Genomic DNA, 15,587 nt, shown 5'->3' with positions numbered 1-15,587 from the left:
ATGGCTGCCGACCAACCCACCGTTCTGGTGGTCGAGGACGAATTGGCCCAACGCGAGGTTCTTTCCTATAATCTTGAGGCCGACGGGTTTCGTGTGCTGCGCGCCGAACATGGCGAAGAGGCGCTGCTGGTTGTCGAAGAGGACATGCCCGATATCATCGTGCTCGATTGGATGATGCCCAATCTCAGCGGCATCGAAGTCTGCCGTCGGCTGAAGTCGCGCCCCGAAACCCGGAACATTCCGATCATAATGCTGTCGGCCCGTTCGGAAGAGGTCGACAAGGTGCGCGGACTGGAAACCGGCGCCGATGATTACGTGGTGAAGCCCTATTCGGTGATCGAACTGATGGCCCGCGTGCGCACGCAGTTGCGGCGGGTGCGCCCCTCGACCGTCGGGGTGCGGCTGGAATTTGACGATATCGTGCTGGACGCCGAGACTCATAAGGTCAGCCGGGCCGAAGCGCCGCTCAAACTTGGCCCGACCGAGTTTCGCCTGCTCTCCACCTTCATGGAGAAACCGGGCCGGGTCTGGAGCCGCGAGCAGCTCTTGGACCGGGTCTGGGGACGCGATATCTATGTCGATACACGCACCGTCGATGTCCATATCGGCCGGCTGCGCAAGGCGCTGACCCAACACGGCGGATCTGACCCGGTGCGGACGGTCCGTGGCGCGGGCTACGCGTTAGGGTAGCAACCTAACTACTTGAAAAATATGCGGCTTGCGGGATTGCTCGGGGCCGCGCTTCGCTGGATTGATCAGCCGATCTATCGCGGCAACGGGTCTTCCGGCTGCGCCTGACCAGCCAGCCAGTTGCGGAACTTGATCAGGGCGGGATCCTTTGACCGGGCCTCTGGCCAGACCAGATAATAGGCGCCCTTGCTCTCGGTTGCTGTCGGGTAGAGCGCCACCAGACGCCCCGTTGCGAGATCCTGCTCCACCAAATAATCCGGCATCAAAGCCACCCCAAGCCCATGCAGTGCAGCCTGGGTAATGGTTGCGAATTGGTCATACATGGTACCGGATAATCCATCCTTCAACGCGATATCATGGGTCTCAAACCATTGCTGCCAGGCCTTTGGACGGGTCTGGATATGCAACAGGGGCAGGGCGGTGATATCTCCCGCGGTCTCGATCTGCCGACCGTTTAGAAGCTCCGGCGCGCAGACTGGCAACATCTGTTCGTGCTTCAGCAGCAGCGCGTCAGTTCCGGGCCAGTCAGCAGTGCCAAAATGTATCGCCGCATCAAAGCCTTCGCTGACAAAATTAAACGGTTCAAGCCGGGTCGACATATTGATGGTCACATCCGGGTGCAGCCGGGCGAATTCCGGCAGGCGCGGCATCAGCCAGCGCATCCCAAAGGCCGGCAGAATGGCCAGGTTGAGCGTGCCGGCCAACGGCGCGGCCTGAACCCGCAACGTCGATTGCGCGATCTGATTGAGCGCCTGACGTATTTCGGCGGCGTAAGTCTGCGCTTCTGCCGAGAGCATGAGCCGCTTCTGGTCCCGCCGCACCAGATCCACGCCCAATTGTCGTTCCAGCGCCTGCAGTTGGCGGCTGACAGCGCCTTGCGTCAGAGCCAATTCATCCGCCGCGGCAGAGGCGCTGCCCAGTCGGTCCAGCGCTTCCAGCGCGCGCAGCGCGGCAATTGAGGGGAGAAAGCGTCTCGGCGTGGCCATCTATGAGCTTTTGTAATGTTTGCTTGTGGTTCTGTCGCTGTCATTCCTCTTACCGCAAGGTTAAGGTCGGCGGCAAGTTTTGGATCAGGAAGGTGATGACAAATGACCGAAAAACCCGCATTGCGCGCCAAAGATGCCCCGGATCTCGGCCAGTTCAACTGGGAAGACCCGCTGCGTCTGGATGATCAGCTGGGCGAAGATGAACGCATGATCGCAGCTTCCGCGCGGTCGTATGCTCAGGAAAAACTTCAGCCTCGGGTGCTAAGTGCCTATGAAAACGAGGAAACCGATCCCGAGATCTTCCGCGAGATGGGCGAGATGGGTCTGCTCGGCACCACCATTCCGGAACAATACGGCGGCCTTGGTGCAGGTTATGTCTCCTACGGTCTGGTTGCACGCGAGGTCGAGCGCGTTGACAGCGGTTACCGCTCGATGATGTCGGTGCAGAGCTCGCTGGTGATGTATCCCATTTACGCATATGGCAGCGAAGAACAGCGCCAGAAATACCTGCCCAAACTCTCCTCCGGTGAGTGGATCGGTTGCTTTGGCCTGACCGAACCCGATGCGGGCTCGGATCCCGCCGGCATGAAAACCCGGGCCGAGAAAACCGATGGCGGGTATCGTTTGACCGGGTCCAAGATGTGGATTTCCAACGCGCCCATCGCCGATGTCTTTGTGGTCTGGGCCAAGTCCGAGGCCCACGGCGGCAAGATCCGCGGGTTTGTTCTGGAAAAAGGCATGAAGGGGCTTTCGGCTCCCAAGATCGCCAACAAGGCGTCGCTGCGCGCGTCGATCACCGGCGAAATCGTCATGGATGGCGTCGAGGTCGGCGACGACGCGCTGCTGCCGCATGTCGAGGGGCTGAAAGGTCCGTTCGGTTGTCTGAACCGCGCGCGCTATGGCATCAGCTGGGGGGCGATGGGTGCGGCAGAGGCCTGCTGGCACGCCGCCCGTCAATACGGTCTGGATCGCAAGCAGTTTGGCCGCCCGCTGGCCAACACCCAGTTGTTCCAGCTGAAACTCGCCAATATGCAGACCGAAATCACCCTTGGGCTCCAGGCCTCATTGCGGGTTGGCCGCCTGATGGACGAAGCCAATGCAGCGCCTGAGATGATTTCCATCGTCAAGCGCAACAACTGCGGCAAGGCGCTTGAGATCGCCCGCAACGCCCGTGACATGCACGGTGGCAATGGCATCAGCCTCGAGTTTGGCGTCATCCGACATATGGTGAACCTCGAAACGGTGAATACCTATGAGGGCACACATGACGTCCACGCCCTGATCCTGGGCCGCGCCCAAACCGGTCTGCAGGCGTTTTTCTAAACAGATCGCATAACAAAACGTTTAAAAAGCGCATCGTTGTCTGACAACGGTGCGCTTTTTCGTTAACATCGTAAATCAGAGATGACTGGAGGCACGCGTTAATCAACGCCCAGACACTGATATTTCTGCAGGGCCGATTTGCAAAAACGCAAATCATGGACATCGCTTTATCCGCGCAAAGATTCTGACCGCTCTTTGCTGGGCGAGCATCCCTCTGTCGCACGCCGAAAGGTTAAAGGGAAAGACGTGACAAATCCGGTCTTTCGTTGCAAAACACACGGCTCCGCGCGCAAGTGGGTTAACGCGTTCATGAAGCGGTGCAGTCCAGAGCGACCAGGCGGGTGCGGGCACCGAGATTTTTGCACAGGGGTGTTGCAATGGGTAATAACCGTCATCGACCTGCGCCGCTGCAAAACACCAATGCCAGATCAGGGCAAAATCCGTCTGGCGGCGGGTTAATCCCATTGCTGACATGCAAACCCGGGCCAGCGTAACCTCCGATGGCCAGGCCAATCCTACCAAGCGTCCATGAAGTTCTGCATATTGGCAGGCGCAAATCTGCCAGATGGATCAACTTCCATGAACAAGCGGTAAAATCAGAATACCCGTGGTGTACGACGGGTGGTAGGACCGACATATAACACCTGTAATCAGTATTATGTATAATTTACATGATGCAGCGTCACTGTTGCAGGCTTGGCCGCAACATCGAACAGTTGCACAGCATATGTTCCAACGACAGCTGAGGCCCAAATGGATTTGCAAGGCAAAACAATTGTTATCACAGGCGCCGCTACAGGTATCGGGCGGGCTTTGGCGCTGACGATCGCCAAGCACGGCCCACGGCACATCATCTGTGCCGATATTGATGGCGCCAGTGCCCAGCATACTGCCGATGATGTTGGTGGCAGCGCCTTTGCCGTGGATGTCGGATCAGACCAGGCCATGGCGCAGATGATCGAGGCGATCGAGCGCGATATCGGCCCGATTGATGTTTTCTGTTCGAACGCAGGAATTCTCAGGATCGGCGGCCTCGAGACCTCCCTTGCGGATTGGCAGCGCAGCTGGGATGTAAACGTAATGGCGCATGTTTCCGCCGCCCGGCATCTCGTGCCAAGTATGCTCGAACGTGGCGGCGGTTATTTCCTGAATGTCGCCTCGGCGGCCGGCTTGCTGAACCAGATCGGCGCCGCCAGCTACGGGGTTACCAAACATGCCGCCGTGGGGTTTTCAGAATGGCTGGCGATCACCCATGGCGACCAAGGGATCGGTGTTTCCGTCGTTTGTCCGCAAGCGGTGAAAACTGCCATGACCGAAGGATTGGAACATAGCGCTGCGGCTGTAGACGGTATGATCACCGCCGAGGACGTCGCAAAGATCTGCGTAGAAGCCATTGAGAACGAAACATTTCTCGTGCTTCCACACCCAACGGTGGCAAGCTACATCCAGGCCAAGGCCGCCGATACTGGACGCTGGATCACCGGTATGCAGCGGTTGCGCGACAAGTTCGACGCCCCGAACTCAGAATAATGGCTGCATCAGGATTTGGCGATGGGCCGCATCAGACCTTCCTGAGCGACGCTCGCCACCAAACGGCCATCCTGCGTGAAGATAGATCCGCGATTGAAGCCGCGGCCGCCTCCGGCAAAGGGTGAATCCATCGTATAGAGATGCCAGTCGTCGAATTTCACCGGTCCATGGAACCACATCGCGTGATCGAGACTGGCCGTCATCGCCTGTCCCTTTACAAAGCTCAGACCATGCGGACGCAGCGCCGAGCCCAGCAAACCATAGTCAGAGACATAGGCCATCAGCACATGTTGCAGCTGCGGGCTGGCGTCCTTGGCGGCTTTCATCCTGACCCACATATGGTTGATATCACTGCATTTACCGGGATTGATCGGATCGCGCGGCTCAACATCGCGGATTTCGAACGGGCGTTCTCGGGAAAATTCTACGCGCAGTCGGCCATCCAGCGTTTCGGCAAGCTCACGTAGCAACACGTCACGAGATACCAGCGCATCGGGGGCCTTTACCTCCGGGATCTCATGCTGATGTTCCCAGCCCGGTTCATCAATGTGAAAGGACGCCGCGAGATTCAGGATCTGCTTGCCATTCTGCAAGGCGGTGACCCGCCGGGTGGTAAAGCTGCCGCCATCCCGCGCCGGATCCACCGCGTAAATCACCGGCTTTGACGGATCGCCCGGACGGATGAAATATGCGTGCAGCGAATGGCACAGACGATCCGGCACTGTCGCATAAGCGGCCATCAGAGCCTGAGCGATAACCTGACCACCGTAAATCCGGGTCGGCGTCTCACCACCGGATCCAATTCCGCGATAGAGGTTGCGGTCCAGTTCCTCAAGATCGAGGAGATTGAGCAAAATTTCAGCTGCGTCAGGCATTTGTTACGTCCTGTTGATCTTTGCGCGGGTCATCGGCTGTGCGTCACCCTGCCCTCATGGCGTGGCCGACAGGCAGGATTAGCCCGTTATCGCTCCGTGAACCAGCGCCTTTAGCTCCGCGCGTGCCGGATAGGAGCTGGATGGTGCCAGCTGTGTAAAAAACACGACACTCAGATCCAGCAGCGGGTCAACCCAGAAGAACGTCGACGCCATACCGCCCCAGCTGAAATCGCCCACCGATCCCGGACATCGCGCCCGCGCCGGATCAAGCACAACAGCGCCGCCGAGACCAAAGCCCATCCCCTCCATCGGCTGTTCCGCAAAGCTCTGCGGTCCCATCGACGCAATATCGCCTGGAAGGTGGTTTTGGCACATGAAATCAACGATTTGTGGACTGATCAGATGGTGTTTCCCCAACCGCCCACGCAACCGGATCAACTCAACAAAGCGCATATAGTCGTCAATCGTACTGAGCAGGCCGCCGCCGCCCGAGTGCATCTCGGTCCGGCCAAACGGCGTATCGACGTAGCAGTCAATCAGCCGCAGACTTTCGTCTCCCTGCTCTGCACCATTCAAATCCATGGCGTCGCCACTCAGCGGAGAATATAATGAAGCCAGACGGTTACCGGTTTCCGCTAAGGTGTGAAATGCGGTTTGATCCATGCCAAGCGGGTCAAATATCTCACGCTTGAGGAACGCCGCAAGGCTGTCACCGGTTACAACCTCAATCACCCGGCCAATCACGTCAATGCCAACCGAGTATTCCCAACGTTTTCCCGGTTCAAAAGCAAGCGGAAGCGAGGCCAGTTCCGTGACCTTCGTCGCAAGAATCCCCTGATCCGGTTTGAACATCAGATCTGTTTTCGACATTTCTTCTGCCAGCAAGCCCGGATTGAACGGGTAGCTCAACCCGCTGGTATGGGTCAGCAGCTCATGCAGCGTGGGCGCGCGGCAGGGCTGTGTCTGGTCAATATCGGTCGCGCCATCAATAAGACAGTGCATATCAATGAATTCAGGAAGAAATTCCGACACCGGCGCATCCAGATGTAACAGACCGCGTTCCAGCAGCAGCAGCAATGCAAGCGAGGTGACCGGTTTCGTCATGGAATAGATCCGTGTCACCGTATCGCGGGTGAATGGCAGATCTTCGGCGATATTGCGATGACCAACTGCGTAGAAATAGCATTCTTCGCCGCCGCGGTTGATCAGCAGCGAACTGCCGGCATATTTGCGGTGATCGACATAGCGATGCTGCCATCTTCTGATGTTTTCTAACCGCGCGGCATCCATGGGGGCTCCTGTCGTCAGATATCGGTAAGGTTCAGCCGATGAGCCTGGTCATCGCTGGCACGGTTTCACTGGTAAACCAGGGGGTATCATCCGATTCCGCTGCCATCGCCGCCTTGATCCTGGCGATCGTCTCGCCTCGGAGCTGCTGCTTGATCGCGCTGTAGGTTCCGGCGGGCAAGTCCGCCAGTGTCCGTGCTTCCTTCAGCGCGTATCCGAGCAGATCTTCGGCATCATCGGCAATGATATCAACGATATCAAAGTTGCGGGCTGCGATTGGCCCAATGGTCTGCCCGGTCAGCATCAAACGCCGCTGAATATTGGGGCTAAGGGTTGCCCGGGCGATCTCCAGCGGCGCCACGGGAAAATCCACCCCGGCCTGCACTTCTGCAAGACCAAACTTGGATTTAACCAGGGCGACACGCACATCACTGCAAAGGACAAAGAACAATCCACCGGCAATCGCCGCACCATTAACAGCCGCAACCACCGGCTTGGGACAGGCGTAAAGCGCGAGGAACGCCTCGTTCAGCCCATCCACGGCAGCCCGCTGACCTGCCAGATCGAAATCCTTCGCGGCTTTCAGATCGAGGCCTGCCGAGAACACCTTGAACGCGCTGGTCAACAGGATCGCACGGACGGAAGGGTCCTCTCCGAGTTCTTTGATTACATTGGCGAAATCCATCAGGAACTCGGGCGACAACGCATTGACCGGGGCCCGTGATAGTTTGAGTTCGACAACCCCGTCCCCATGTGACTGCCGGAACAACCAGTCGCTCTGTGTCATCTCTGCCTCTTCCCTTTGGGCTGGCGATCTGCTGCCAGCTGTTTGCGATATCATGCGTGGTTTGCCGACTGAGGTCGAGTATTTTGACCTACGTAAAACCACGCATAAAGCTATATCGCCCCCGCTTTGGCAAAGGGTTACCGCTAGGGGCGCATACTTAAGGTTTCGGCAGCAGAAATCAGCTGATCGGCGTAGCGCTGTTCCAGAACGGCGCGGCTTACGTGAAAGGACGGTCCACCGACATTCAGCCCGTAGACCCGTGTCCCGTTCAGCGAGACAACCGGCACCGCGATACCGTTCACATCCTCGCGCCAATCGCCATAGCCGGTGCAAAAGCCCCGTGCCGCATATTCCTCCTGCGCGCGACCCAGACAATCCTGCCGCGCCTGTTTTCCCTCAGGGTCAAGCGCGTCGGCGATCTTCAGGCTCTCCGTCCGCTGATCGGGTGACATGCCGGCCAGAATGGCGCGGCCAACGGCCGAGAAAAACAACGGCAGACGCATCCCGACATGTGCCGCAAGCGAGACATCCTCGCGCGAGCGATGCACCGCGATATAGATGACGTCAGCATGATGTGCTTCGCCTAATGCGCTGGTAATATAGGAATTTTCTCCATTCCTCAGGTCCCGCAGGATTTGCGAGGCACGGTCGCTGATATCCATTCCCGCCAGCACGCCATAGCCCAGACGCAGAACCCCTGCCCCCAACCGATACGTCCCCGACTGCGGATCCTGCACGAGGTAGCCCAATTGGCACAGGGTATAGGTCAGCCGCGATACGGTCGGCTTTGGCAGGCCTGTGCGGTCGGCCAGATCGGTGTTGGTCAGCTCCAGCTCATTGCGCCGAAACGCACGCAGCACATCCAGCCCCCGCGCCAAGGCGGTGACAAAATTGCGGTCTTTCTCCGCATCCGCTGACGCTGTGTGGTTGCTGTCCATGCCCTGTCCCCTTGGCCGCTTGGCCTAGTCAAAACTACGCGTCAACGCGGCGAGCCCGGCGCGCGCAAACTCCGGCACAAATGCGCCCAGTCGCGCTGCATGTTCGGGGTTTGACGCATTGCCATCAAGCCCTCTTTTGCGCACACCCTGCAGGATCGCAGCCATCCGAAAGAAGCTGAATGAGAGATAATAGCCAAAGTTATCAACTCCGGGCAAATCTCTGCGTTTACAATAGCTTGCAATAAAGGCTTTATCTGATGGCAGACCAAGCTCGCGCCGGTCAAGCCCGGCCAGTCCGCGCCCCTCGCGGCCGGGTGGCATCTGCCACTGCATGATGACCCCGGCGAGATCTGCATAGGGGTGGCCGATCGTCGACAGCTCCCAGTCGAGCACCGCACGACAGTTGGTTCCCTCTGCAGCAAAGATCATATTGTCGATGCGGTAATCACCGTGCACCAATCCGCGCTGCCCATCATCCGCAGGCATCTGCGCATCCAGCGCGGCGATCAGATCATCCATTTCGGCAATGGTTTCAACCTCGCTGGCGCGATACTGCTTGCTCCACCGCGCCAGCTGACGCGTGAAGTAATTGCCCTCGGGCCCGTAGTCGGACAGACCGACAGCGGTGACATCAACCCCGTGTAGCGCCGCCAGAACGCGGCTCATTTCATTCATCACCGCGCCACGCTCGGTCGGCGACAGATCCGGCAGTGACGGATCTGAGAAATTCCGCCCAACCACATGTTCCATCAAGTAAAAAGACGATCCGATGACGCTATCATCCTCGCAGAGATGATGCATCATGGCGACCGGCACTTCGGTGTTGCGCAACGCGGTCTGAACACGAAACTCACGCTCGACCGCATGGGCGGATTTCAGCAGCACACCGCGTGGTTTACGCCGCAGCACATATTGCCCCGCATCGGTCGACAACAGATAGGTGGGATTGGACTGGCCGTTCTGGAATTTGCGGGCTGTGACCGGCCCGTCAAAGCCCGGCAGCCGTCCGCGCATGTAATGCTCTATAGCGCGCAAATCCAGCGCCGCTGCGCCTTGTTCACGATCAGAGCCGCTGCGGTCTTTGCCGTTTGAACTGCCGCGTCCCATTATACGTCTCCGATTGTGGTAAACTCTGCCGCCAGCGCTCTGCCCGCGGCCTCGTAATCGGCGGCGATCTCCGCAACCAATGTGGCGACCGGCTGCACCTCTGTGACCGCCCCGATACCTTGACCGGATCCCCAGATCTCCTTCCAGGCCTTGGGCTTGGATGACCCACCGGCGAAATTCATCGCCGTCGCATCAGCGCTGGCCAGATTGTCGGGATCAAGCCCCGCCTTCTGAATGGAACCACGCAGGTAGTTACCAGAAACACCTGTAAACAATGAGGAATAGACGATATCATCGGCACTGCTGTCGACGATCATCTGCTTGTACGCCTGCTGTGCATTGGCTTCCTCAGTGGCGATAAAAGGTGACCCGGCATAGCCAAAATCGGCCCCCAACGCCCGGGCCGCCAGCAGAGAGCGGCCATTGGCGATTGCTCCCGACAGCGCAAGGGGGCCGTGAAACCAGCTGCGGATTTCGCTGATCAGCGCCAGCGGCGACAGCTGCCCGGCATGGCCGCCTGCCCCGGCGGCAACCGCGATCAGACCATCTGCGCCCTTCTCGATGGCCTTATGGGCAAAGCGATTGTTGATCACATCATGCAGCACGATGCCGCCGCAATCGTGAGCCACCTCATTCACCTCTGGTCGAGCCCCCAGTGATGTGATCCACAGCGGCACCTTCCAGCGATGACAGATCTCAAGATCACGCTCCAGCCTGGTATTTGACCGGTGAACAATCTGATTGACCGCAAAGGGTGCCGCCGGATGATCCGGGTTGTCCTGGTTATGGCGGTCCAGCGCCTCGGTGATCTGTTTTAACCAGGCCTCCAGAAGCGGCGGCTCGCCCTCAGCCTCACGCGCGTTCAGCGCCGGGAAGGACCCAACGATTCCGGCCTTGCATTGGGCAATGACGAGGTCGGGCACGGATATGATGAACAGCGGCGCGCCAATCAACGGCAGCCCAAGCCCCTGCAGGGCTTCGGGCATAGGCTGCCCACCCTGGGTGAGGTAATTTTTATTCATTTCCAGCCCCTTATCCAACAGAATTCAGGCCGCTTTCCGGTTGGAAAACAGATCGTTTGCAGAGCAGAATTGCATTTCGCAAATTCATTGACAACGCAAGATCTGCACAGAAGACTTGACGTCACACCGGCCAGGGTTCGGCCACCATGACAGGATAATCACTCATGCATGCGATGCTCTCCACCGCTCCAGGCGGCCCCGAAACCCTGCAGTGGAGCGCACAGGACGATCCCGTCCCCGGCCCCAGGGATGTGCTTGTGGCGATCCATGCCGCCAGCGTGAACTATCCTGATACTCTGATGATACAGGATCTCTATCAGATCAAACCACCGCGTCCCTTTGCGCCGGGCGGTGAAATCGCGGGCGAGGTTATCGCCCTTGGCAAGGACGTCGATAATCTGAACATCGGCGACCGGGTTCTGGCGCTGACGGGATATGGCGGGTTTGCCACCCATATCTGCGTCCCTGCCGCCAGCGCCATCAAGATTCCCGATCAGATGCCCTATCTCGATGCGGCTGGTTTTGTCTTTACCTACGGCACATCTCATCACGCGTTGAAGGAACGGGCACAGCTGCAACCGGGAGAAACCGTGCTGGTGCTGGGCGCCGCTGGCGGGGTTGGCTCTGCCGCAATCGAACTCGCCAAGGCCGCAGGGGCGCGTGTCATCGCTGCGGTGTCCTTCGCCGAGAAGGCGGCCTTCTGCGAGGAGATCGGCGCGGATGCGACGGTGATCTACGGCCATGCGCCCGACAAGGAGGACCAGATTGCCTTTGGAAAGAACCTCAAGGCGATGGCGGGGAAAACCGGGATCGATGTGGTCTATGATGCGGTCGGCGGCCCCTATGCCGAACCGGCGCTTCGCGCGATGGCGTGGCAGGGCCGCTATCTGGTTGTCGGTTTTGCCGCCGGCATCGCGAAAATGCCGATGAACCTGCCGCTCCTGAAAGGATGCCAGATCGTCGGCGTATTCTGGGGCGCCGCCGTTCAGCGGGCGCCAGAGCAGCATCGCACCAATGTCGGTGAGCTGTTTGAGCTCTATTGCAAAGGTGACATTCGACCGCGCATCCACGCGCAGTATCCGATGACCGAAGCCGCTGCTGCCCTGACAGAAATGCAAAACAGAAGCGTTCTGGGCAAGATCATCCTGACAAACACGCCAGATTGACACTGCTCGTCTAGAAGACAACGTTAGCGATAGCTCGCTTGCATATTATTCTAAAATATATATCAATATGAGCGAATTACGGCGGAGCAACCGCAGCGCTGACGGGCTGGCCAACCGATCCTGCGCCTGTCGCTTGGGCCAGCCAACGACGCGGCTGCAGGGCTGGAGACTGGCGGCCATCCCGACGAGCCCGCACCACGGCAAATGTCCTCCATTGGGCAGAAGACGGGCAATCGGGGCATCACAGAGTTATTGGATATCGACATGCACAACATCCTGGTTTTGAACGGCCCCAACCTGAACCTGTTGGGAACGCGCCAGCCTGAGGTTTACGGGCATGAAACGCTGGCGATGGTTGAACAACGCTGCATCAACCATGGCGCGACACTTGGGCTTTCGGTGACGTGCGAGCAGTCCAATCACGAAGGCGCACTGCTTGATGCGCTGCACGGGGCCCGCGGCAGCTACTCCGGGATCATCCTCAATGCAGGCGCCTATACCCATACCTCCATCGCGCTGATGGATGCGATTTTTTCCATCGCCCTGCCGGTGGTTGAAGTTCACCTGTCAAACATCCATGCACGCGAGGAATTTCGCCATCGCTCCTATATCGCGCGCGCCGCGCTTGGACAGATCTGCGGATTTGGGTCACAGGGCTATCTGATGGCACTTGATGCGCTCAACAGCCATTTGAATCAGGAAAAACCGGGATGAAGCTGCGTGCCTACATAGACTTTCTATGCGGGGCGCGGACGCTTGAGGAGCTTTGGCTGGAACACGTCAAACAGATGCAGGCCTTTCGTTTTGACCGGCTGATCTACGGCTATACGCGTCACAAGACCAAAACCTCGCTCGGTGACCCCGAAGATTTCGTGATCCTGTCCAATCACTGCACCGAATACGTGAAAGGCTTCGTAAACTCCGGCCTCTATTTCGACGCGCCGATGTTGCAATGGGCGCTGAACAACGAAGGGGCCGGCAGCTGGCGCATGGTGCAGGAGCAGATGGCAAATCAATGCCTGACACCACAGGCGCAGAAAGTGATCGATTTCAATACGGCTATGGGGGTAAAGGCGGGCTACACCGTCAGCTTCTATTCGGCCTCTCAGCGGTTCAAGGGCGCGATATCTTTGGCGGCGGAGGAAACCCTCAGCCAGGATGAGGTCGATGAGATCTGGGCAACGCATGGTCATGATATCGTTCTGATGAACAATGTCGCGCATCTGAAGATCCTCACGATGCCTTATGACCCCCCAAACCGCAGCCTGACAAAACGCCAGAGAGAGGCGTTGGAATGGGTTGGTGACGGCAAGACCACTCAGGATATAGCGGTTTTGATGGGGCTGACGCCTGCGACCGTCGAAAAACACCTGCGCCTGGCACGCGAGGCACTGGCCGTCGAGACAACAGCCCATGCGGTACTCAAAGCGGCACTTCACAATCAGATGTATATTATGGAGAACTGATAATCCCTATAATATATATTGAATATTACAGCTGATATTCAGAGAGTTTCTTCCAATTTTCGCAATCTATCTGAAATTGGGTATGGAATTCATTACTTCCCTAATAGGAGAACTACAGGCACACTTACCATGTTCCGTGAGTGGGGCTTTGGCCTGGGACGGCGCAGGGCATGACCCTTGGGATTGCAAGGCTCTCTAACCTGTCCGGTAGCTGCGCGTATTGTTCCGCGCCAGCGCCGGGATATTCTGAGGGGCTTGTTGCGGCCATTCGATGTCTTTCCCGACATGGGCGCGCGACAGGCCCCTCACCCTCTTCCGACGGTATGACTGCCAATATGATATGCGCCATGGGCTTTGCCATCTGGGCGCTGCTGACGCGCCCTGCCCCTGATCGCCGCGCCTCTCACATTGCGTTGTCACAAAGGAAAAGGCCGACGAAACGCGTTCGTCGGCCTTTAATTGTCTTACGATCGGGCGTTAGCCCGCGTCGGGCTTAGCCCTGGGCTGCCTTAGCAACCTCAGCTGCGAAGTCTTCTTTTTCGACTTCGATGCCTTCGCCGACTTCCAGACGTACGAAACCGGTGATGGTGGCGCCTGCTTCCTTGGCCGCTTCTTCAACGGTCAGGTCAGGGTTCACAACGAACTGCTGGTTCAGCAGGGTCGATTCAGCCACGAATTTCTTCATGCGGCCGACGATCATCTTCTCGATCACCTGCTCCGGCTTGCCGGATTCGCGGGCGATGTCCATCTGGACCTGCTTTTCTTTCTCAACAACAGAGGCGTCCAGCTCCGCTTCGCTCAGCGCGGCGGGGTTCACAGCTGCGATGTGCATCGCAATCTGCTTGCCGATCGCTTCGTCGCCGCCGTTCATGGCAACCAATACGCCGATCTTGCCCATGCCTGCGGTCGCAGCGTTGTGCACATAGGACACAACGGTTTCACCTTCGAGGGAGGCCATACGGCGCACGGCCATGTTCTCACCGATGGTGGCGATCTTGTCGGTCAGGGTTTCGGCAACGGTTTTGCCGCCCATGTCCGCTGCCAGCAGCGCGTCGACATCGGCTGCATTCACTGCGGTCTTGGCAATGCCGGACACCATTTCCTGGAACTCGGCGTTTTTGCCGACAAAGTCGGTTTCCGAGTTCACTTCGACGGCAACACCTTTGTTGCCTTCGACGACCACGGCGACCAGGCCTTCTGCGGCGGTACGGCCGGATTTCTTGGCCGCTTTTGCCAGACCCTTGGTGCGCAGCCAGTCAACGGCGGCTTCCATGTCGCCATTGGTTTCAGTCAGCGCCTTCTTGGCGTCCATCATGCCTGCGCCGGTGCTGTCGCGCAGTTCCTTAACCATGGATGCAGTAATTGCCATCTTAGGCTCTCCTCAATTCAAAAACGGATATGGGGCAGGTGATAGCCTGCCCCGCATGTCAACTCCGTGACAGGACGGATCAGGCGTCAGCGGCGGCGTCTTCAGCAACGGCTTCTTCTGCCGGTGCCTCTTCCAGGGCGCCAAGATCAACGCCTGCGGCGCCGAGCTGTGCGGACATGCCGTCCAGAGCAGCGCGGGCAACCAGATCGCAGTAAAGCGCGATGGCGCGGGCCGCGTCGTCGTTGCCGGGGATGATGTAGTCAACACCATCGGGCGAGCAGTTGGTGTCGACGATGGCCACAACCGGGATACCGAGCTTGTTGGCTTCGGCGATGGCCAGCGCTTCTTTTTTCACGTCGATGACGAACAGCAGGTCAGGAACGCCACCCATCTCGCGGATACCACCGAGCGAGGCTTCCAGCTTCAGCTGGTCACGCTCCATGCCCAGACGCTCTTTCTTGGTCAGGCCTTCGGCGCCGGACGCCATTTTCTCGTCGATTTCCTTCAGGCGGTTGATCGACTGGGAAACGGTTTTCCAGTTGGTCAGCGTGCCACCGAGCCAGCGGTGGTTCATGAAGTACTGAGCGGATTTCTCAGCTGCGTCTGCGATCGGCTGAGCCGCCTGACGCTTGGTGCCGACGAACAGAATCCGGCCGCCCTTGGCGACGGTGTCGCGGACAGCGTTCAGAGCTGCGTCCAGCATGGGAACGGTCTGGGTCAGGTCCAGAATGTGGATGCCGTTGCGTGCGCCATAGATGAAGGGCGACATGCGCGGGTTCCAGCGCTGGGTTTGGTGACCAAAGTGTACGCCTGCCTCAAGCAGCTGACGCATGGAGAACTCGGGAAGAGCCATGTATCTTTTCCTTTTCCGGTTTCGTGCCTCGGCGGGGGTCTCAGAGCGGATGCTCCAACCGGCGGTCTGCCAGGGATGTCTCCCCCGGTCAGGCCAATCCCCACCTGCGGATTGAATGGCGCGCGTATATGCCAGCGCTGAAGGATGCGCAAGGGCAAAAGATATATCCGCGCCCTGCCCCGGCCATT

15 protein-coding genes are annotated in these 15,587 nt (G+C 58.5%); 6 read left to right on the top strand and 9 right to left on the bottom strand.

The features are described 5' to 3' along the window. Positions 1-690: a phosphate regulon transcriptional regulator PhoB gene (gene phoB / locus VWY34_RS12035; RefSeq protein WP_061049309.1), complete on the top strand. Its 690-nt coding sequence runs from the start codon at positions 1-3 to the stop codon at positions 688-690. Positions 691-764: 74 nt separating this feature from the next. Here the strand turns inward: phoB and VWY34_RS12030 are convergent, their stop codons facing one another. Next, a complete protein-coding gene (locus VWY34_RS12030) occupies positions 765-1,676 on the bottom strand; it encodes a LysR substrate-binding domain-containing protein (protein ID WP_061049308.1) in 912 nt (303 codons plus the stop codon). A gap of 102 nt (positions 1,677-1,778) precedes the next feature. On the opposite strand from VWY34_RS12030, the gene VWY34_RS12025 reads away from it, so the two are divergent. Both VWY34_RS12025 and VWY34_RS12020 read left to right on the top strand, forming a co-directional pair. Beyond that, the gene (locus VWY34_RS12025; protein WP_340545573.1) at positions 1,779-2,999 is read left to right on the top strand and encodes an acyl-CoA dehydrogenase; all 1,221 of its coding nucleotides are present in this window, start codon (positions 1,779-1,781) and stop codon (positions 2,997-2,999) included. 753 nt (positions 3,000-3,752) lie between these two features. After that, on the top strand, positions 3,753-4,529 hold the full coding sequence (locus VWY34_RS12020; RefSeq protein WP_416544369.1) for an SDR family oxidoreductase: 777 nt from the start codon (positions 3,753-3,755) through the stop codon (positions 4,527-4,529). 8 nt (positions 4,530-4,537) lie between these two features. Here the strand turns inward: VWY34_RS12020 and VWY34_RS12015 are convergent, their stop codons facing one another. The 6 genes from VWY34_RS12015 to VWY34_RS11990 all read right to left on the bottom strand — a co-directional run bounded on the left by VWY34_RS12015 (position 4,538) and on the right by VWY34_RS11990 (position 10,545). Further along, entirely contained in the window at positions 4,538-5,404 is an 867-nt protein-coding gene (locus tag VWY34_RS12015) for an acyl-CoA thioesterase (protein WP_340545571.1), read from the bottom strand. Between the two features lie 78 nt (positions 5,405-5,482). Further along, entirely contained in the window at positions 5,483-6,694 is a 1,212-nt protein-coding gene (locus VWY34_RS12010) for a serine hydrolase domain-containing protein (RefSeq protein ID WP_416544368.1), read from the bottom strand. A gap of 31 nt (positions 6,695-6,725) precedes the next feature. Further along, on the bottom strand, positions 6,726-7,478 hold the full coding sequence (locus VWY34_RS12005) for an enoyl-CoA hydratase/isomerase family protein (protein ID WP_416544367.1): 753 nt from the start codon (positions 7,476-7,478) through the stop codon (positions 6,726-6,728). Positions 7,479-7,621: 143 nt separating this feature from the next. Beyond that, a complete protein-coding gene (locus tag VWY34_RS12000; RefSeq protein ID WP_340545568.1) occupies positions 7,622-8,416 on the bottom strand; it encodes an IclR family transcriptional regulator in 795 nt (264 codons plus the stop codon). Positions 8,417-8,440: 24 nt separating this feature from the next. Continuing rightward, the gene (locus VWY34_RS11995) at positions 8,441-9,430 is read right to left on the bottom strand and encodes a phosphotransferase family protein (protein WP_416548954.1); all 990 of its coding nucleotides are present in this window, start codon (positions 9,428-9,430) and stop codon (positions 8,441-8,443) included. A 92-nt stretch (positions 9,431-9,522) separates the two neighbouring features. Further along, entirely contained in the window at positions 9,523-10,545 is a 1,023-nt protein-coding gene (locus VWY34_RS11990) for an NAD(P)H-dependent flavin oxidoreductase (RefSeq protein ID WP_416544366.1), read from the bottom strand. A gap of 164 nt (positions 10,546-10,709) precedes the next feature. Here VWY34_RS11990 and VWY34_RS11985 point away from each other — a divergent pair, with 164 nt between their 5' ends. The 3 genes from VWY34_RS11985 to VWY34_RS11975 all read left to right on the top strand — a co-directional run bounded on the left by VWY34_RS11985 (position 10,710) and on the right by VWY34_RS11975 (position 13,177). Then, entirely contained in the window at positions 10,710-11,711 is a 1,002-nt protein-coding gene (locus tag VWY34_RS11985) for an NADPH:quinone oxidoreductase family protein (RefSeq protein WP_416544365.1), read from the top strand. A gap of 264 nt (positions 11,712-11,975) precedes the next feature. Next, positions 11,976-12,425, top strand: a complete 450-nt coding sequence (gene aroQ / locus VWY34_RS11980; protein ID WP_416544389.1) for a type II 3-dehydroquinate dehydratase — start codon at positions 11,976-11,978, stop codon at positions 12,423-12,425. Continuing rightward, on the top strand, positions 12,422-13,177 hold the full coding sequence (locus VWY34_RS11975; RefSeq protein WP_416534941.1) for a helix-turn-helix transcriptional regulator: 756 nt from the start codon (positions 12,422-12,424) through the stop codon (positions 13,175-13,177). Before aroQ ends, VWY34_RS11975 begins: the two co-directional genes overlap by 4 nt. Before the next feature lie 493 nt (positions 13,178-13,670). Here the strand turns inward: VWY34_RS11975 and tsf are convergent, their stop codons facing one another. Both tsf and rpsB read right to left on the bottom strand, forming a co-directional pair. Continuing rightward, positions 13,671-14,546, bottom strand: a complete 876-nt coding sequence (gene tsf / locus VWY34_RS11970) for a translation elongation factor Ts (protein WP_340545563.1) — start codon at positions 14,544-14,546, stop codon at positions 13,671-13,673. Positions 14,547-14,625: 79 nt separating this feature from the next. Continuing rightward, a complete protein-coding gene (rpsB, locus tag VWY34_RS11965) occupies positions 14,626-15,399 on the bottom strand; it encodes a 30S ribosomal protein S2 (protein WP_340545562.1) in 774 nt (257 codons plus the stop codon). Positions 15,400-15,587 lie beyond the last annotated feature (188 nt).

The sequence above is a fragment of the Phaeobacter sp. JH20_02 genome (assembly GCF_048056915.1).
GTDB classification, from domain to species: domain Bacteria; phylum Pseudomonadota; class Alphaproteobacteria; order Rhodobacterales; family Rhodobacteraceae; genus Phaeobacter; species Phaeobacter bryozoorum.
The sequence above is the reverse complement of the archived record's forward strand: the minus strand, read 5'-3'. Positions and strand labels throughout refer to the sequence as shown.